Origin of the sequence: Brachyspira hampsonii (assembly GCF_002214805.1) — a bacterium.
GTDB classification, from domain to species: Bacteria; Spirochaetota; Brachyspiria; order Brachyspirales; family Brachyspiraceae; genus Brachyspira; species Brachyspira hampsonii.
Genome location: NZ_CP019914.1, coordinates 831,428 through 851,433, shown reverse-complemented (window position 1 = coordinate 851,433; position 20,006 = coordinate 831,428). Strand labels below are relative to the sequence as shown.

Genomic DNA, 20,006 nt, shown 5'->3' with positions numbered 1-20,006 from the left:
GTATGAATCCAGTAATAATAATCACCTCTGTTGTAGTTGCGTTTGTTTTCGGGTATATAACCCGTTTTGTTATAGCTAAAATAAAGCTTAATTCTACGGAGATAATAACACATAAATTGCTCCAAAGTGCAAGAGAGCAAGCAGAAAATGAGAGAAAGACTATACTTTCTGAAGCTAATTCTGAAATACAGAAAGAACGTAATAGGTTAGAAAGCGAAAATAGAGACAGAAAAGCTGAAATTCAGAAATTAGAAAATAGAGTGCTACAACGAGAGGCTAACATTGATAAAAAGTCCCAATATTTGGAAAATAAAGAACATAATATTGAGAATAAAATGAAAAAAATAAAAGAACAGGAGGATAAATTAAGTTTCGTAATACAAGAAGCAGAAAGAGAACTTGAGAGAATATCAGGGCTTACTAAAGAAGAAGCTAAGGCTGATTTGATTAAAAATATAGAGGAAGATGCTAAAAAATCTGCTACTAAAATAGTTGATAATATAGAAAAAAATGCCATAGAAACAGGAGAAAAAAAGGCTAGAGAAATTATAGTGCAAACTATACAAAGGCTTTCCAGTGAAGTGGCTCAGGAAAGTTCTGTAACATCAGTGTCTTTACCTAGTGAGGAAATGAAAGGCAGAATCATAGGAAGAGAAGGAAGAAATATCAGAATGCTTGAGACGCTTACAGGTGTTGATATTATCATAGATGATACTCCGGAAGCTGTTGTAATATCATGCTTTGATCCTGTAAGAAAACATATAGCTAAAGTTTCATTAGAAAAACTTATATTGGATGGAAGAATACACCCTGCCAGAATAGAAGAAGTTGTTGAGAGGACTAAGAGAGAGGTTGAGGATTCTATAATGGAAGCTGGTGAAAATGCTATTGTAGATTTGAATCTTACTACTATGCATCATGAATTAATCAGACATATGGGCCGTCTTCAATATAGAACTAGTTATGGACAAAATATGCTTGCCCATAGTAAAGAGGTTGCTAATATTGCCGCTATGATAGCTGCTGAAATAGGGGCTAATGTTGATTTAGCTAAGAGAAGTGCATTTTTGCATGATATAGGAAAGGCTATAGAAACAGAAGGCGAAGGTTCTCATGCTATGAGCGGTGCTGATTTGGCTAAAAGATGCGGAGAAAAAGAAGAGGTTGTAAACGCTATAAGAGCCCATCATAATGATGTTGATACTCAGACAGTTGAAGCTGTAATAGTAAAGGCTGCTGATGCTATTAGTGCGGCAAGACCTGGTGCAAGACGAGAATCTTTTGAAAGCTATATTAAGCGTTTGGATAATTTAGAGAAGATTGCTGATAGTATAGAGGGGGTTGAAAAATCTTTTGCTATACAGGCAGGACGCGAGCTTAGAGTTATGGCTAAAAGTGATATGGTAGATGATGTTCATGCTAAACAGATAGCAAGAGATATTGCTAAAAGAATAGAAGATGAATTAAAATACCCGGGTATAATTAGAGTTACTGTTATTAGAGAAACTAGAGCAGTTGAAGTTGCAAGGTAAATAAAATGTCTGTGAAAAATATATTATGTCTTGGCGATATTATAGGCGTTACAGGACGTTATGCTATTAGAAGGCATTTAGAAGAGATAAAATTAGAAAATAATATAGATTTTATAATAGCAAATGGTGAAAATGCTGCCAATGGAATAGGCATTACTAGAGATACAGCAGCAGAACTTTTTAATTCCGGTATAGATGTACTTACTTCTGGTAATCATATTTGGAATAATAGAGATGTTTTTGCTTTAATAGGAAATGAGCATCGTCTGCTTCGTCCGTATAATTATCCTAGTGATGCTCCTGGACTTGGCTATTATATATATGATATGTTGGATTGTAAGATTGGCGTGATTAATCTTATGGGAAGGACTTTTATGGATCCTTTAGATTGTCCTTTTAAAAAGGCTAATCTTGCAATTAAACATATAAAAGAAAAAACTAATATTATATTTATAGATTTCCATGCAGAAGCTACAGCGGAAAAAATAGCTTTTTCCTATTATCTTGAAGGACAAGTTTCATGTATATTTGGAACGCATACTCATGTTCAAACTGCAGATGAAAAAATATTATCATCATACACTGCTTATATATCAGATTTGGGTATGTGTGGAAGTTATAATTCTGTTATAGGAATGAAAAAAGAGCCTGCTATTGCTAGATTTGTTACCAAAATGCCTCATAGATTTGAAGTTGAAACTACTAGTCCTATGATTAATGGTATTATAGTTCAGGTTGATAGTTCTACAGGAAAGGCTATTTCTATTAAAAGAGTTAATTTAGTTTATCATAATGATATTGTAGAAAGACAGGAAAAATAAATCAGAGAGAATTTTATGGAAGAAAATGAGAATAATCCTAAAATTTTTTTCAGACATTTTTTTATTTTTTATATAAAAGTTGCCGTCATTCATACTTTAACCTATATAGTTTTCGGCATTTTATTTTCTAATATGTTTGATTACAGCAGTATATATAGCAATGATATAGTTGTCAATTTTATGAGAGGTTTTGAATCTCCTCTTACAGTTATAGGTCCATTTTTGCAGCCTATAAGAGCAATATTCATAGCTATTGCATTATTTCCGCTTAGAAAACTTATAGCCTCCAAATTTGGCTGGTTTATAGTATGGCTTATATTTGTATGTATAGGTATTATTGCAGCCCCTTCATCAGCACCAAGTTCTATAGAAGGTTTAATATATACTCAGCTTCCTATTGAATTTCATCTGCACAATTTACCGGAACTTCTTATTCAAACTTTTTCTTTTTCTATAATACTTTGGGTTGTAGAAATGCTTCCTCATACTGAAAAAGAATTTTCAAGCAGAGTATTTTTTCTTAAATTATTATTTGCAATATTGTATACTATGATAGGTATATTTTTAACTTCTATATGCGGAATAATTATAATGAATTTCTTAGAATTGGATTATAATAATGCTAAATTAGATAGAGGTACTGTTTCATATTTGACTACCATATCTATATTAACGATTATTATATCATATTCATTTGCTGATAAAGTTTATAAAAATAAATTATGGCTTTTTCTTACTATTCCATTAATATTATTATTATATATACTTTTCCCTTATGGTTATAACTATTTATTTAATACAGTATATAATAATAATATGTCTTTGATACCTTACAGTTTATCTGCTGTTTTAATGTCTATTATTTATTATCTTATTTTTGTAATCATTTATGGAAAATTAAAAAATATTGGCAAAAAAACTGATTCTGAAGATAAAAATAATTCTGTATCTGATGATAAAGAGGATATTAAGTTAATAGAAATTAATCCTGATAATAATCAAAACGAAAATAAAGATGATGTAAAATATATAGAACTTAATTCAGATAATGAAAAATAATATATTCTATATAAGAAACTGTTTATAAGACATAAAATAAAAAATGTCCGCTAATTCAGCAACAATAATATTAAAATGTAGTATTTTTTGTGTGAAATGTATGATAAATATATCGAAAAGTTATTTTTTCTTTAATTTATATTAAATTTATATTATATACTGTATTTTTGACATTTACTTAAATATTATTTGGTGTATTATGAATTTATAAAAATTAAATATTTATTGATTTTTGAGTTGATTTATGAAAAAAATACTTTTTTGTTTATTATTTATATTTATAAATAGTTTATTTTTATTTTCTAAAGAAACTATAGAAAGAGATTTATCATATAATCCGAATTTTAGTTCTTCAAAATTTAAAGATTGGCTTTTAGTTGCTACTTTCAGCGGGGATAATGTACCAACATTACGATTTGTAGATAAAACTGAAAATATGTATTGGGAGTCTTCTGATACTAGCATAAAAGAATATTCATATAAGGGTAAAAATTCAAAGGCAGGTATATTTTTCATATCATCTATGACATACTATCAGTACAGGGGATATAATCCTCTATATACAGAGAAAAGAAACAGAGAGAATGCTAATGCTATGAAACGTTTTTATTTTTATAGATTTACAGGAAAGGGCGGCGGAATAATATCTTTGGATAATACATTGGTAGCTGTAGATATATATACAAAATATGTGTATATATATGGTGTTCCTGTAGAAGAAGATAAAGTGTTCGGAGTTGATGTGCCTACAAAATGGGGACCTTCAGATACAGTAAAATATAAAGGTTCTATTATGCCTTTTTATAAGTATGATCCTGTTGGACATGTAATGGATGACGGCACAATTGTTTTATATGATTTTTATCTCGATTCATTTTTAGATAAAGAAAACAGATATCAGCCTCTTTACAATAGTAAATATATCTATAAATAATTTTTATATACGAAAAGTTTTATTAACAAAGAAGCTATTACTTAATAAAGTGATAGCTTATTTTGTTTCTGAAATAGATTTTAAATATACTTTTGATATATGCCAATCGTTAGAATTAATGAATTTTAATTTATATTTCAATTTATCTGTAAATTCTCCGATTTTATTTTTTTGACACATTTGAAAGCCGTCGCCTTTAAAATATTCACCTCTAATCCATTGCTGTTCTTTTTTTGTGTATAAACAGTAAAAAGCATCTTCTCCAAATGGAGGTCTTATTTTTATATTGAATTTAGAATTTTCAGGAGGAATTACATAGTTTTTTCTAGCTTCTATTTTATTTTTATATTTATTTTTTATGAAATTATTAAAGTCATTAGGGAACATTAATATTACATTTCCATCATTTTGAAATGCAAAAATATATAAATAACCTTCAGCATTTGATCTGAAATTTAGAGTGAAAGATTCGCCTTCTATTATTTCCCCTTGATTATTTATTACATTTGTTTTATTTTCTAATGTGATTCTTTCTATCCTAAAATTTAAATATATACCGTTTATTGGAGATTCCATAGATTTAAATAATAGGTTGGATAAATGAAATTCTAAATAAGTGCATATTTCCTGCAGAATTGATACACTTTCAGACTGATTTTTTAATTTATATTCTTTAAGCGTATCACCTGTTGCCATATCTATAACTTTGAAATTATATCTAATCTCATAAAGTTCTTCATCACTTTTTTCTTCTCCGTCTTTATCTATATTTTCTGTTTTCTCTCCTATTCCGTATTCTATTAAATCGCCTAAATCTTTTATCTCATTTGTAAGTACAATATCATTACTAAGCATGGTATTTGTAATATTATAATTGCTTAACATCGTATTGATATCGTTTGAATTAATAGTTATATTATTATTATTATTATTATTATTATTTGTATTTGTTGCTTTTAATACTTTTTCACTATCCATTATTATAACTGCCTGTACTTTTAGATTTGATGCAACTGTTAATCCATCTTCTAAACTAAGTTTATTTGTAGAAAATAGTTTTTTCTTTTCTCTGTCTACAGAAATAGAAGTTTTTTGTTTGAGATAAGCAAATCTATTTATTGTTCTTACAAACTCTTTTCTCATAGGTTCATTGGCTCTTAAACTATGGTCCAAATCTACAGTGGCTATAAGTAAAGTTTCTTTTGAATAAAGATTTAATGTTATTATGGTGATAATTAAAATGTATTTTAATGCCGTTTTCAAAAATTGCTCCTAATATTCAAGAGTGGGTTTTATTCCATTTTCTCTTTCATATACTTTTTCAAGCATGTCCATTATTCTGGATAGATCATCAGAACTATAGTATTCTATAATTATTTTACCTTCTTTTCCATTTTTATCTATGACATTAACTTTAGTAGAGAATATTTTTTCTAAATCATTTTCTAATTTTTTTATATTAGGGTCTTTCTTATTTTCTTTTTTTATTTCACTTTTATTTTCTGTACTTTCTTCATTATTAGAGTTATTTGAAATATTATTTTTTCTTTCTTTTACTATTCTTTCGCATTCCCTTACAGAGTATCCTTTTTCTACTATTTCCTTAGCAAATTCTTCTCTTTCATTTTCATCATTTAATGATAATATAGCTCTTGCATGTCCCTCTGTTATTTTAGATTCTAATATTAAGTTTTGTATATTTTCGCTTAAATCTAATATACGCATTGAATTTGATATTGTACTTCTGCTTTTTCCTACTCTTAAAGCTAATTCTTCCTGTTTGATATTCAAATCATATATTAATTTTTTATAGCTTCTTGCAACTTCTATGGCATTTAAATCGGATCTTTGTATATTTTCAACTAATGTAAGCTCAAGCATTTTGGAGTCGGCTATATTTTGAAGAACTAATGCTGGAACTTTGTTTCTATTTAAAAATTTGAAAGCTCTGAATCTTCTTTCTCCGGATATTATCTGATATTTTCCGTCTTTTTCTCTTAAAGTAATAGGATTTATGAGTCCATTTTCTTTTATGGATTCGGCAAGCCCCTGTATTTCTTCTTCATTAAATACTTTTCTAGGCTGATCCGGATTAACATCTATAAGTGATACATCTATTTCTAATACTCCGTTTTTTTCTGCTTCTTCAGCTGCTGTTCTTATTTCAGTGTCAGTAGATTTTATTAATGCACTTAAACCCTGACCGCCAAGTCCGCCTTTTCTGCTCATATAAACCCTCTTAATTTTATTTAATTAACATAATTATATTATTAATTTACAACTTTTTCAAATTTAAAAAAATCTTCAGGACCGCTATCTATTCCTTCAAGTTTATTATATTGATTATAAAAAGCAACTATATGAAAACCGCATTTATTTACATAAAAATTTATATTGCGTTTCTCAAAATATGGAGTATAACATGTCCAAGTTTTTGTTTTAGGATATTTATTTTCTATAGCCTTCCAAGATAAATATCCTATTTTTTTATTCTGATGCTCTGGATAAAGAAAAAAGAAATGAAGTTCATTATTATTAGTTTCATTATTTATTTCTACTATTGCTCCGCCAACTTTTTCATTATCAAGAACTAAATGATAAGAATATACACTATTCATATTTAAAGATTCATCAATATCTTTTTCTTCAGGAATTTTATCTGTAATATTTTCTCCAAAATATTTTTTAGCTCCAAATATGAATGATTCTTGTAATTTATTTTTAAATATAAAAATATCTTCTTTTTTCACATCTTTTAAAATAATGTTGTTCATACCATAAATATCCTCATATAAAAATTATCATTATTTAGATTTCTCAATAAACTCTTTGGCAAATTCCTTATAGCTTCTAGCCCCAACACAATCTTTATCATAATCTCCTATAGCTTTACCGTAAGAAGGAGCCTCGCTTAATCTTACATTTCTAGGTATCATAGTTTTATAAGTTTTTTCTTTAAAGAAATTGACAACCTCTTTAACTACATCTGAAGCTAATTTAGTTCTGGCATCATACATAGTAAGAAGAACTCCCTCTATTTTTAATTCTTTATTAAGATTTTCTTTTACAAGTGCTATTGTATTATTAAGTTCAGCAACACCGTCTAAAGCATAAAACTCACATTGTATAGGTATAAGAACAGAATCAGCGGCAGTTAATGCATTAAGAGTTAATATGCCCAAAGTTGGGGGACAGTCTATAATAATATATTCATAGTCATTTTTTATAGTTTCTACAGCCTTTTTTAATTTATATTCCCTAGCTATTTCATTTACAAGTTCTATTTGAGCACCTACCAAATCTGAGTCGGCTGGTATTAGAAATAAATTTTCCTGATATGTAGGCATTATTACTTCTTTTGCTTCAGCCTGTCCTATTAATATGTCATATACACTTTTTTGCATCTTATCTCTTGTAACGCCTACCCCTAAACAAGCATTTGCCTGAGGGTCTATATCTATAAGAAGTGTTTTATGACCCATTTTTGCTATACTTGCACTTAGATTGACTGCTGTAGTTGTCTTTCCAACTCCGCCTTTTTGATTGACTATAGCTATAACTTTAGACATAAATATATCCTTAAACTAAAAACTATCATGAAATTATACTATTATATCAAAATCGGGCATTTTATCAAGTTTTTTATTATATAGTTTTATATTCAAAAATGTATAAAATATATAAATTAACTAATTTGAGTATTGTCTAATGAAATATATGTAATTTTATATTTGTATATAGTGATTATTATTATGCAATAGTTTAACTTTAGTAATTAGGACTTTGACAAAAATAACAAAAAAGTTACAGTTTTAATATTATATATTAAAATATTTAAATTTATATATATTTGATTTTATGTTAAAAATTATAATTATATTAGATTATATATTTTTTTTTTTTTGATGTATTGACAAAGTATTATATAATATATATCATAATGGGGTATATTGTATTATTATTACAATATAAATAGGAGGTTTATATGATTAATAAAAAAGAATTGTAAAATTTATATTGTTAATGGTACTTCTTTCATTAACATCTTTATTCTTGACATCATGCTCATCATTATTTAACTCAGCATCAAAATTCAGACCTTATGATTTAAGAGGTACTTGGAGAAATAATGATAATTACAGACAAAGATTTACTATTTCTTATGATGGTATATTAACTTTTTATAATGACGATGGTTCATCCAGCAGTCATTATATTGAAAATTGGAGTAGGGAGAAATATAATGAAAGAAGTTATTATGAGTTAGTTATACCTAATCTTCCGATTTTAGGAAATATTACATTTCATTTTATAAGTGATACTGAATGTGAAATAAGTTATGGAAGTGTATCTGGGATAACTTATTATTTTGAAAAAGTAAGCTAAACAAAATATTTGAGAATAAAAAAACAAGCTGATATATTTGAAATTATCAGCTTGTTTTTTATTATTCTAATGTTTTATTTTATTCTCTTATGCTTAAAACTAGCTCTATGGCTCACATAATATTTTATTATTGCTAATAAAAATTGTTAGTTAAATATCACCTGCCATTCTAACGAATAGCAGGTACTAACAATTTTTATATTTTATTTTATTCTCTTATGCTTGAAACTAGCTCTATGGCTCACATAATCATATACAATCTGATAGCTGCCGAAAATTTTATATTTATATATTGTTAAACCTTCTAAACCTACAGGTCCTCTTGCATGCGTTTTGTTTGTAGATATTCCAACTTCCGCACCGAAACCGTATCTAAATCCGTCAGAAAATCTTGTAGAAGCATTACAGTACACATTAGCAGAATCAACATAAGTCATAAATTTTTCTATATTGTCTTTATTTTCAGATATGATTGAGTCTGTATGATGAGAGCCGTATTTGTTTATATGATTGTATGCTTCTTCTGTGTCTTTTACTATTTTTAATGATACTTCTTTGTCGCCGTATTCTAAATGCCATTCTTTCACTTCACCTATATCTTGAGTATTTAATATTTTTTTCACTTCTTCATCTGAGTTCATCTTTATTTCATTTTCTTTAAACAGCTTATAAAGTTTTGGCAAATATTCTGAAGCAATATTTTTATTTATGAGTATAGTTTCAACAGCATTGCATGCACTTGGATACTGTGCTTTTGAGTCTAAACATATTTTTAATGCCTTTTCCTGATTGGCAGATTCATCTATATATAAATGACATATACCGTCAGCATGACCTAATACAGGAATATTGGTATTTGACTTTATATACTGTACTAAACTGTTTCCGCCTCTTGGTATTATAAGGTCAATATATTTGTCCATTGATAATAATTCTTTTATGTCTTCCCTTGTGAATACTAAATTAACAGAATTCTTTGGAAATTCTTTTATATTGTTTAGAGTTTCTTCTATTATATTAAATATTGCTTTATTGGTATTTTCTCCCTCGCTTCCTCCTTTAAGTATAACGGCATTTGAAGACTTGATGCATAAAGAAGATATTTGTGATATAACATCAGGACGAGCCTCAAATATTACAGCAATTAAACCAATAGGGCAGGATATTTTTTTTAATAATAAATTGTCATCAAGCTCTGTTTCTAATAATACTTTATTAATAGGGTCTTCAAGTTTAACAACATCTCTTATACCAGATACAACATCTATTAATTTATTTTCATCTAGTTTCAATCTGTTAAACATTGATTTAGAAATTTTATTTTCATCAAGAAGTTTTTGAGCGTATTCCAAATCTTTTTTATTAGCTTCGAATATTTTGTCTTTATTTTCTTCTATTTTTTTTGCTATTTCAAGCAATGCTTTATTTTTTATATCAGTATCAAGCGATTGTAATTGATATGTTGCTTCCTTAGCATTTTTTACTAAATCTATTAATTGCATATTATTCTCCTTAATATGTTTATAATTTAATTATTGATTAAGTATTATTGATACCCAATCATTTTTTCTTTTTCTTAAAACTATATTTAGTTTATTTTCTCTTATGGCATTAATCATATAGGATTCTTTTTCTAGTAAAATTCCTGATAATATTAATGTAGAACTAGGTTTTAATAATTCTTTTAAATCCGGCAGAATATTTATTAAAATATCAGTTTCAATATTAGCTATTACTAAATCGAATTTTAAATTCAAATTGATTAAATCTCTTGCATTTCCAAGTATTACATTATCAAGTTTTATACTGTTGTAATCAGCATTATCAAGAGTACAATGAACAGCATCATTATCAATATCTATAGAGGTAATATTTTTTGCTCCTAATTTATAAGCGAATAATGATAATATACCGCTTCCGCATCCAATATCAGCAATACTCTTTGAAGCTATATCGTTATTATTTGCATATTCATAAATCATTTCAAGAGCAAGCGATGTGGTTTCATGAGTTCCTGAACCGAATGCATACTGCTTTGCTATATAAAGCGGATTTTCACATTCTCCATTATAAAAATCTTTTAAATTCGGTACTATAGTAACATCTCCTACATTGAAAGGTTTAAGAAAGTCCATATATGAAGTTAAATATTCTTCAGATTTTAATTTTTCTATATTATAAGTGTATTCTGCTATGCCTTTAATATTTTCTTCTATTATATTTAAATTATTTTTTAATATATCCTCATTTTCATTGTATATATTAACTATAGAAATATTTTCTTCTTTTATAGGGAACTCTGTATTAAACCCCAATATATTTAATTTACCGCTTTCTATAACAGCTTCAATTATATCTTCAAATCCTCTTTCTGTTTTTATAGATAATGAATATATTAACATAATGACTCCAATAATGATTTTCTATATATTACAATATATTAATAATATTGTTAATAGATTCGATCTTATTTTTCATATCTTTTTTATATTTTATTACAAAAGTGTTATCATTAACTCTACCCCTTACCGCCTCAAAATCTTTTTCCATAACAGTTTTGTCATCAATACCGGAACTTACCATTTTTGCTGTATCATACTCTTTTTCAACATCTTTATAAAATATATTATACGCTTCTTCTAATAATATTTTATGCTCATTTAATAATTTTTTTATAGTTTCTTTGTTAATACTTTCTATATTATATCTTGATTTAACTATATTCATTACCCAAGATTTTTCATCTTCAGAATATATATTGTATAATTTTTCAAACTCTTCAATTAATGTTTTAATGTCATTTATTTTGTTATTTTCTAAATTTTTTATTATATTATCAACTCTATCCTTAGCACATATAAGTCCTCCGATATCAGACCACTTCTCAAATACATTATTTTTATCATATTCTAAATTTGATACTATCTCATCTATATTTTTAGAGTCTTTTATATATGAAAGTATTTTGTTATGCAAGTATAAATCTATTGCTATGGAGTATCTTTTTGAATATTTATCTAAAGAAGATATTTTTATAATCATGTTCTTATATGTTAAAAAATCTCCATTATTATTTTTTTCTTTTTTTATTTTTTCTAATATAGCTTCAGACTTAATCATTTTAGATACAGTATACGGACTAAATACATCAAATATTATTAAATCTTTTTTATCTCCTTTTCTTCTATCTCTGTCTCTCCATTTATTTTCATCTCTTGAAAGCCCAACACCGAATAAATTTAAAGCAGGTATAAGTCTTGTCTGATGATATCCATGTTCAGTTATATATGAAAAAGGAAAATCTGAAGTATCAACATTATCATAATGTGCCCCTATAACAGTTGAGAAAGCCCCTATATGAGAAGGCCATAAAATATAAGAGTTGCTTCCTGTTTTGCATCCTCTTTCCATAAAACCATGATGATAAGGTCCTAATTTGTACATATGATTGCTTTGATTAGTACCGCTTCCTGCATTAAAAAATGAAAAATGACTTGCTATTAAAAGAGTAGCCTTATGATGAGTAACTGTATAAGGACCTGCAAATATAGAAAACATTTCTCCATGCTCCCCCTCGCAGTTAGCAAATAAAAGAGAATCCTCGCATGAGAATTGTCTTGCGAGTCTTACTCCTTCACCTATAAAAGCCTTTTTTATTACCGTACTGTCTGTTATGTTTGCACCTTTAAGAAGGATAGAATCTTTTAATATAACAGATGTTCCTATATATGAAGGACATTCTTTTGTGCTGATTACCGTTGTATTGCTGATTTCATCTGCATTTTCTACAGTGGTATAGGGATCTATTAAAGAATTTCTTATAAGTCTTGCATTTATTATTTTAGCATGTTTTTTTATTTTCCCGAATCTTCTTGTTTTTTGTTTGGCATATTCATCTATCATACTATTAATTTTTTCACGCATTAATTTTTCATGTCTGTATATTGCAACTAAATATGCTATATGAGAATTAAGTCTATTAAATATTTTTACGCTTCTTCCGTCTCCTTCCATAATAGGTGAGGTTTCAACTCCGTTGCCAAAACTGCTTTTTCCTTCCATATATATAGAACCTGCATTTTCTATTATGACGCCATTTTCTATTTTATAATTTTCTATAAATCTTCCTACATTATTAATATAAACATTTCCATTTATATATACATTTATTAAAGCAGCTCTGTTTATGGAAGCTAATACTTTAAGTTTTTTATGATATCTAACATTTCCATTAAGAGAGTTAATTTTTACTCTGCCATAAAACTGAACATCCTTTATTCTGCTTAAATCTACATTTTTGATGAGTATTTTATCCCAAGACTGAGAAGAACAGCCCTGAGATTTAAGAAAGTTTATTTCTTCATTTGTGAGATTTCTAAAATCTTTGTCCTGTTTTTTGAAAATATACATAATTAAAAGTTTTCCTTTTTTCCATTATTTATTAGTCATTATGTTAACTTTATGATTTTTTGTAAAATTTTTGTAAAAATCAAAATTCGTTAAAAAATGAAAAATATTACAGATTATATATTAAAAATAAATAATTTGCTATTATGTATATTATTTATTGAAAAAAATTTTATTTGGATGTTGACTTTTTTGAATATAGCTATATGATGAAATAAATTCAATTTTTTATATGGTAGGGATATTTTTTATCATATTCCTACCAACTAAAAATCTTTTTTAATTAGGTTAACTTTATTATTTTTATTAAATCAATTGTTTTCTTAAATAGAGGTGCAAGTACCTTTTATATACTCACACCTTAAAATTCAATTTTTTATATGGCAGGCATGTTTTTTCTTGCCTTATTTATAACATATTATTAATATGCTAATTTTACATATACATCAACATCTTTAGGGTTATATCCTTCTTTAGATACTGTTATTGTAACTTTATAATAATCTGTTTTAGTAGCTTCGAAATTTTCTAAAGTTGTATCTTTAGCCAAAGTTAATTTTGTTCCGTCATATTTAAAAGAAGCAACTTTTCCTTCTAATTGAGTATTAACTTGGTTACTATTATCATCGCTATTAACTTCTCTTTTTACAGCTTTTATATCATATTTAACATCATCAACTTTTGGATCTAATGTTAGAGTTAAAGTAACAGATTTAGTTTCATCAGTAGTTTTTTTAGTTGCTATTGATGCTATAGTAGCAGCTTTTTTAAGTTCTGTACCTGCTGAAGCTGTTATTTTTCCTAAATCTTTCTTTTGAGGGTCAGCAGATGTAGGTGTGGAAGCAGTTGTTGTTCCTGTGTTTGAATCTTTTACAGGATCTGTTGTTTTGTTGTTACAGCTTACTGCAAATATTGCAGAAAATGCAACTACTAAAAATAGTGTTAAAATTTTTTTGTTCATATACGAACTCCTTTATAAAAAATATTATAAACATTATTGCTAATGTCTATTTCAAAATGGATTTAGAAACATTTGATTTTTTATTAGATTTTTATAATGTGATTGATTGTTTTTTGTAAAGTATTTTCTTTACTGTATTAGTAATCTAACTTTACAAACATATTGTTTTATTTTTTTATCAATGTTTCTAACTTAACTATACTAAAATGCTAGACGGCTTTATCTTTTATGTCAATACTTAGAAAATATTTTTTTTGTAAAAATATTATTTTTTATTCGTTTTTTTTTATTTTTTTTTGAATATGAATTATTTGTGCTTATTACATTAAAAATATAATTATTGATTATATGTTTTTAGAAATAAAAATTAAAAAATCACTGTTTTTAATTTGTAAATTGAATTATTACATAAAATGTTCAAGTGTAATATTTATTTGTAAAAGTATAAAAAACATTATCTTTTGTTAAATAATGTTTACTTTCTTTTTTACATAATTTTTTTGAAAAAAACTAAAAATCTTAAAAAAATTTTATTTATTGTATTGATTTTATTATTATATAAGTATATTGTTATATTATAATATACTTATATAAATATGAGGCAATATGAAAAAGAATATAAAAAAATATACTGAAACTTCTGATGAGGAATATTTAAATACTGATGATGATTGCGAGATAAGTACAAAAGATTCAAATATATCATCATTAATACCAAAACTTCCGAATGATGAAGAGTTTTCGCTTTTGGCAGGATTTTTTTCTGTATTTTCTGATTCTACAAGATTAAAGATAATATCAGCATTAAGCGAGAAAGAATTATGCGTACATGAATTATCATCTTTACTCGACATGAAGCAGCCTTCTATATCGCAGCATTTAAAGATGCTTTGGCAGGCTAGGGTGGTAAAGAAAAGAAAGGTAGGACTTCATGTTTTTTACAGGCTTGATGATGAACATATAGAAAAAATTTATACTTGGGGGTATGAACATGTTAAAGAATAAAGAAAGACTTTTATTTTTATCAGAAATTTTTTTAGGACTTGTAGTATTAGTATTACTATACAGCCTGCATAAAAATATACATGGTACTATAGAATATATTATTTTCTTTATACCGTATCTTATTTTGGGCAGAGAAGTTTTTAAAAATGCTGCTTTAGATTTCATTAAAGGTAAGTTCATGCGTGAAAGTTTCCTTATGAGCATTGCTACAGTAGGAGCCATAATACTTCATGAACTTCCTGAGGCTTTAGCTGTACTTATATTTTATAGAGTAGGCGAATATTTTGAGGATATGGCTGTTGATAAATCAAAAAGAACAATAGCGGCATTAATGGCTATAAGACCTGATAGTGCTAACATTATAAGAGAAAATGGAAATGTGCAAAAGGCTGATATATCAGAAGTTCATGTCGGAGATAATATAATAATAAATCCTTTTGAAAAAGTACCTCTTGACTCTGTTATATATGAGGGTGAAAGCTGGATTGATACTAAGGCATTAACAGGAGAGAGTATGCCTAGAAGTGTTAAAGTTAATGATGAAATTCTAGCCGGCACTATAAACGGAGATAACACTATCAAAGCAAAAGTTATAAGAGCCTACGGAGAATCATCTATTGCTAAAATTTTGAAGCTTGTTCAGGATTCTCAAAATAGAAAAGCAAATATTGAGCAGTTTATAAGCAAGTTTGCAGGTGTTTATACCCCTATAGTGGTATTTGGGGCAATTTTTCTTACAGTTATACCTACATTAATATACGGTAGAGAGGTTTTTTCTAATTGGTTTCAAAGATCTTTAACTTTGCTTGTAGTTTCATGTCCTTGTGCTTTTATGGTTGGTATTCCTCTAACATATTTTGCCTCTATAGGAAGGGCTTCTAAATTTGGAATAATGGTTAAAGGCGGGGTATTTTTAGATTTACTTGCTAAGGCTGATAAAGTGATTTTTGATAAAACAGGCACTCTCACTAAAGGTGAATTTTCAATAAGAGAAATATACAATACGGGTGTATACGATAATGAAACTCTTCTCAAATATGCTGCTTATGCTGAAACAGGTTCTTCTCATCCTATAGCGGTGTCAATAGTAGAGCATTATAAAAATCATCATAACGGTATTATAAATGAAAGTTTAATTTCAAATCATAAAGATATAAGCGGAAAAGGTGCTTTAGCTGTGGTTGATAGTAAAAATATATTGATAGGAGGAGTTGATTTATTAAAACAGAATAATATTGAAATATCAGAAATAAAAGAAAATATTAATGTTCATATTGCGGTAGACTATGAACATGCCGGCGGATTTTTTATCGATGACAGCATAAAAGATGATACTAAAGAAGCTATTGATTTATTAAATTCAATGAATATAAAAACTGCATTGATAAGCGGCGATAATGTTAATAGAGTAGAAGCATTTGCAAAAGAGATGAATATACAATCATTCAAAGGAGGATGTTTGCCTGAGGATAAAGTGAATGTATTAGAAGAAATGATGAAAGATTCTAAGGCTTCAATATTTGTAGGCGATGGTATAAATGATGCTCCTTCTCTTGCTCGTGCTGATATAGGTATTGCTATGGGAGGTCTTGGTTCTGATGCTGCTATAGAGAATGCTGATGTTGTTATTATGGACGATAAGCCTTCTAAAGTTGCTTCTGTTATAAAACTTGCAAAAAAGAATTATATTGTAGTTTGGGAGAATATACTTTTAGCATTAGTAATAAAATTTGCAGCTATTATATTAGGAGCTTTAGGACTTGCTAGTATGTGGCTTGCTATTTTTGCTGATACAGGCGTAACTGTAATAGTGGTATTAAATGCTTTAAGACTTCTTTATCCTTTAGGAGAAAAAGATGATACCTTGAATATAGATACTAAATCCTGCAATATAAAAGTTACTGATTGTGATTGCGGATGTGAGCATTAATTTATAGTATTGATAGAAGTATAATAGAGATGTTTATTTTATATATGCATCTCTATTTTTTATTTTTTATTGTTTTTTTTATCATTAATCTATGCATAATATACATCAATATTAAAATTATCATCAAGTATATAGGAAGCAATGATATTGATATATGATTGGCAATATATCCGAATAATGGAGGCATGGCAAGAGTACCTATATAGGCACTAGCCATTTGCACTCCTATTATAGCATGAGAATTTTCTGCCCCAAAATTATATGGAGTTGAATGTATTATAGAAGGATATATCGGAGCACATCCTAAACCTATGATTATAAATCCTATTAAAGATACAATATTTACTGCAGGTATAATCATTAATACTATTCCTATAAAAATTAATAATTCACCTAAAATTATCATTTGATTATCATTTAATTTCATTGTTATAAATCCGGATATTGCTCTTCCAACAGTTATTCCTATATAAAATAAACTTCCGAAAGAAGCTGCAGTTTTTATATCAATATTTTTATATAGATTTAAATAACTGCTTGCCCATAGTCCCGTAGTAGACTCAATAGCACAATAGCAAAAAAAGCATATCATAATTTCTTTAGCACCGGATATTTTTATAATTTCTATTAAGTTTAAAGTTTTTGTATTTATTTTTTCTTTATTTTGTTCATCATTTTTCTTCCATAAGGAAAGACTAAAAAATAAAATAGCGGTTAGAACAATCTGTATTATTGATATGTATCTGTATCCTGCATTCCAATTATTATTAATGAGTGCATATCCCATTATATAAGGTCCTATTGTGGCACCTATCCCCCACATACAATGAAGCCAGCTCATATGTTTGCTTTTGTAATGAAGAGCTACATAATTATTTAAAGAAGCATCTACACTTCCTGCACCTAATCCATAAGGTATAGCCCAAATGCAAAGAAATAAATACGAATGAGTAATAGAAAATCCAAAAAGTGCTACAGCGGTCATTGCAACACTAAATGCAGTTATTTTTCCTGTACCAAATTTTTTAGTAAGCCTATCACTTTGCAAACTAGAAATAATAGTTCCTGCCGAGATAATCATAGAAATTATACCGGCATAAGAAATAGGTACTTTCAATTCTTTATACATAGTAGGCCAAGCTGATCCAAGAATAGAATCTGGAAGTCCTAAACTAATAAAAGATAAATATATAATAGTAAGAAGAAGATTAAACATATTAAATCTCCATAAATTGATTTTTATATTATAATACAAATAATTTTTTTTAATACTTATTATATAAATAATTTTATAATTCTATTATGTTTATATACTTTTTTTGTGTATGTATAATTTTTATTTGACATTAAGCAGAAATTATTATATCATAGTTTTAATCTTAAATTAGGAGAATAAAATGGTGGTAATCGCATCGCATCGCATCGCATCGCATCGCATCGCATCGCATCGCATCGCATCGCATCGCACCTAGCATTATATAGAATAAATAATTTAATATATTCTAATTCATTAACAAAAATATTTTTAAATAAAAAATTTATAATCATGGAGTTATTATGTTATTTAGCTCTATGATTTTTTTGTGGCTTTTTCTGCCTGTAGTTTTTATACTTTATTATGTAATCGATAAAAGATTTAGAAATGTGCTGCTTCTTATAGCGAGCATTATATTTTATGCTTGGGGTGGAGTTAGTTACACTCTTATAATGTTTTCTTCTATAATAATTAATTATTTTTTTGCATTGTTAATTGATAAGGCAATCGAAGAAAATGACAAATCTAAAAAGAAAATATATTTATCCTTATGTGTAATAGTTAATTTATCAATATTAGGTTATTTTAAATATACTGATTTTGCGATATCAATAATTAATTCTATATCAGGTAAAGAAGTAATTTCATTAAAAAACATAGTTCTTCCAATAGGTATATCATTTTACACTTTTCAGGCTTTGTCTTATGTTATAGATGTTTACAGAGAACATAATAAAGCACAGAAAAATATTATTAATTTAGCTTTGTATATATCTTTTTTTCCTCAGCTAATAGCAGGTCCTATAGTAAAATATCATGATATATATACTCAAATAACAAATAGAACGGAGAGTTTAGAAAATATCAGCTACGGAATAAAAAGGTTCATTTACGGACTATCAAAAAAAGTAATACTAGCCAATATGTTTGCTTTATCCTGCGATGAGATATTAAAACAATCTGTAAGTGATTTGGGTACTATTTTAGTATGGCTTTCTGCTGTTCTTTATACGCTTCAAATTTATTATGATTTTTCAGGTTATTCAGATATGGCTATTGGTTTGGGTCATATGTTCGGCTTTAAGTTTTTAGAGAATTTTAATTATCCCTACATATCAAAGTCAGTTCAGGAGTTTTGGAGGAGATGGCATATATCTTTATCAACTTGGTTTAAGGAGTATTTATATATACCATTAGGCGGAAACCGTAAAGGCAAATATTTTACTTATTTAAATCTATTTATTGTTTTTTTTGCTACAGGTTTATGGCATGGAGCTAGTTTTAATTTTATTCTTTGGGGCTTATGGCATGGTTTATTTTTAGTTATAGAGCGTATATTTTTAGGCAAGTTATTAGAGAAAAATAAATTAAAATTCATCAATCATATATATGTAATATTAGCATTCGTACTTGGTTGGGTATTGTTCAGAGCTAACGATTTAAGTCATGCATTAGATTTATATAAATTAATGTTTAGTTATAAAGAGAGTATTTTCACTGTTAGATATTTCTTTTATCCTCAAACCCAAGTATGTTTTATATTTGGTATACTATTTTGCGGTCTATTTCAGAGTTTGTTTCCAAAGATTAAAGAGGCTGTATTTTCAAGCAGAGTTTACATATTAGAAAGTATTATTCAGTTCATACTTCTGTTTATCTGCATTATGTATTTAGTTAATGGTACTTACAATCCATTTATTTATTTCAGATTTTAAG

The 20,006-nt window shown here is 27.3% G+C and carries 17 protein-coding genes; 8 read left to right on the top strand and 9 right to left on the bottom strand.

The annotated features are described in order from the left end of the window. Positions 1 to 2: 2 nt before the first annotated feature. The 4 genes from rny (at position 3) to BHAMNSH16_RS03430 (ending at position 4,346) form a co-directional block, all read left to right on the top strand. Positions 3 to 1,532: a ribonuclease Y gene (gene rny / locus BHAMNSH16_RS03445; protein WP_008727600.1), complete on the top strand. Its 1,530-nt coding sequence runs from the start codon at positions 3 to 5 to the stop codon at positions 1,530 to 1,532. Positions 1,533 to 1,537: 5 nt separating this feature from the next. Further along, positions 1,538 to 2,353 carry a TIGR00282 family metallophosphoesterase gene (locus BHAMNSH16_RS03440; RefSeq protein WP_008727598.1) on the top strand — a complete coding sequence of 272 codons (816 nt, stop codon included), beginning with the start codon at positions 1,538 to 1,540 and terminating at the stop codon, positions 2,351 to 2,353. A gap of 15 nt (positions 2,354 to 2,368) precedes the next feature. Next, positions 2,369 to 3,412, top strand: coding sequence for a hypothetical protein (locus tag BHAMNSH16_RS03435; protein ID WP_069732229.1), 1,044 nt, complete (start codon positions 2,369 to 2,371; stop codon positions 3,410 to 3,412). 244 nt (positions 3,413 to 3,656) lie between these two features. Then, positions 3,657 to 4,346 (top strand): hypothetical protein, encoded by a 690-nt coding sequence (locus tag BHAMNSH16_RS03430; RefSeq protein WP_008732607.1) that lies wholly within the window; start codon positions 3,657 to 3,659, stop codon positions 4,344 to 4,346. 57 nt (positions 4,347 to 4,403) lie between these two features. On the opposite strand, the gene BHAMNSH16_RS03425 is transcribed toward BHAMNSH16_RS03430, so the two are convergent. From BHAMNSH16_RS03425 to BHAMNSH16_RS03410, 4 genes are read right to left on the bottom strand one after another with little or no spacing between them, the layout of a single operon-like run. Continuing rightward, on the bottom strand, positions 4,404 to 5,609 hold the full coding sequence (locus BHAMNSH16_RS03425) for a DUF4384 domain-containing protein (protein WP_069732228.1): 1,206 nt from the start codon (positions 5,607 to 5,609) through the stop codon (positions 4,404 to 4,406). A 9-nt stretch (positions 5,610 to 5,618) separates the two neighbouring features. Beyond that, positions 5,619 to 6,575, bottom strand: a complete 957-nt coding sequence (locus BHAMNSH16_RS03420; RefSeq protein WP_069732227.1) for a ParB/RepB/Spo0J family partition protein — start codon at positions 6,573 to 6,575, stop codon at positions 5,619 to 5,621. Positions 6,576 to 6,616: 41 nt separating this feature from the next. Continuing rightward, positions 6,617 to 7,120 carry a GNAT family N-acetyltransferase gene (locus BHAMNSH16_RS03415; RefSeq protein ID WP_008727186.1) on the bottom strand — a complete coding sequence of 168 codons (504 nt, stop codon included), beginning with the start codon at positions 7,118 to 7,120 and terminating at the stop codon, positions 6,617 to 6,619. A gap of 30 nt (positions 7,121 to 7,150) precedes the next feature. Next, the gene (locus BHAMNSH16_RS03410; RefSeq protein ID WP_008727187.1) at positions 7,151 to 7,915 is read right to left on the bottom strand and encodes a ParA family protein; all 765 of its coding nucleotides are present in this window, start codon (positions 7,913 to 7,915) and stop codon (positions 7,151 to 7,153) included. 454 nt (positions 7,916 to 8,369) lie between these two features. On the opposite strand from BHAMNSH16_RS03410, the gene BHAMNSH16_RS03405 reads away from it, so the two are divergent. Beyond that, positions 8,370 to 8,732: a hypothetical protein gene (locus BHAMNSH16_RS03405; RefSeq protein ID WP_008730049.1), complete on the top strand. Its 363-nt coding sequence runs from the start codon at positions 8,370 to 8,372 to the stop codon at positions 8,730 to 8,732. A gap of 203 nt (positions 8,733 to 8,935) precedes the next feature. Here BHAMNSH16_RS03405 and BHAMNSH16_RS03400 read toward each other — a convergent pair whose 3' ends face one another. From BHAMNSH16_RS03400 to BHAMNSH16_RS03385, 4 genes are all read right to left on the bottom strand, one after another. Beyond that, complete coding sequence (locus tag BHAMNSH16_RS03400) at positions 8,936 to 10,234, bottom strand: glutamate-5-semialdehyde dehydrogenase (RefSeq protein ID WP_008730051.1); 1,299 nt, start codon at positions 10,232 to 10,234, stop codon at positions 8,936 to 8,938. 30 nt (positions 10,235 to 10,264) lie between these two features. Continuing rightward, entirely contained in the window at positions 10,265 to 11,134 is an 870-nt protein-coding gene (locus BHAMNSH16_RS03395) for a 50S ribosomal protein L11 methyltransferase (RefSeq protein WP_008730053.1), read from the bottom strand. Between the two features lie 28 nt (positions 11,135 to 11,162). Then, positions 11,163 to 13,142: a DUF4954 family protein gene (locus BHAMNSH16_RS03390; RefSeq protein ID WP_069732226.1), complete on the bottom strand. Its 1,980-nt coding sequence runs from the start codon at positions 13,140 to 13,142 to the stop codon at positions 11,163 to 11,165. 418 nt (positions 13,143 to 13,560) lie between these two features. Further along, positions 13,561 to 14,100 (bottom strand): hypothetical protein, encoded by a 540-nt coding sequence (locus BHAMNSH16_RS03385; protein ID WP_008726865.1) that lies wholly within the window; start codon positions 14,098 to 14,100, stop codon positions 13,561 to 13,563. A gap of 606 nt (positions 14,101 to 14,706) precedes the next feature. Here BHAMNSH16_RS03385 and BHAMNSH16_RS03380 point away from each other — a divergent pair. Both BHAMNSH16_RS03380 and BHAMNSH16_RS03375 read left to right on the top strand, forming a co-directional pair. Next, on the top strand, positions 14,707 to 15,105 hold the full coding sequence (locus BHAMNSH16_RS03380) for an ArsR/SmtB family transcription factor (protein WP_069732225.1): 399 nt from the start codon (positions 14,707 to 14,709) through the stop codon (positions 15,103 to 15,105). After that, the gene (locus BHAMNSH16_RS03375) at positions 15,092 to 17,035 is read left to right on the top strand and encodes a heavy metal translocating P-type ATPase (RefSeq protein WP_008728497.1); all 1,944 of its coding nucleotides are present in this window, start codon (positions 15,092 to 15,094) and stop codon (positions 17,033 to 17,035) included. Before BHAMNSH16_RS03380 ends, BHAMNSH16_RS03375 begins: the two co-directional genes overlap by 14 nt. A gap of 52 nt (positions 17,036 to 17,087) precedes the next feature. On the opposite strand, the gene BHAMNSH16_RS03370 is transcribed toward BHAMNSH16_RS03375, so the two are convergent. Then, a complete protein-coding gene (locus BHAMNSH16_RS03370) occupies positions 17,088 to 18,251 on the bottom strand; it encodes an MFS transporter (RefSeq protein WP_008728498.1) in 1,164 nt (387 codons plus the stop codon). A gap of 341 nt (positions 18,252 to 18,592) precedes the next feature. Here BHAMNSH16_RS03370 and BHAMNSH16_RS03365 point away from each other — a divergent pair, with 341 nt between their 5' ends. Continuing rightward, positions 18,593 to 20,005 carry an MBOAT family O-acyltransferase gene (locus BHAMNSH16_RS03365; protein WP_069731766.1) on the top strand — a complete coding sequence of 471 codons (1,413 nt, stop codon included), beginning with the start codon at positions 18,593 to 18,595 and terminating at the stop codon, positions 20,003 to 20,005. Position 20,006 lies beyond the last annotated feature (1 nt).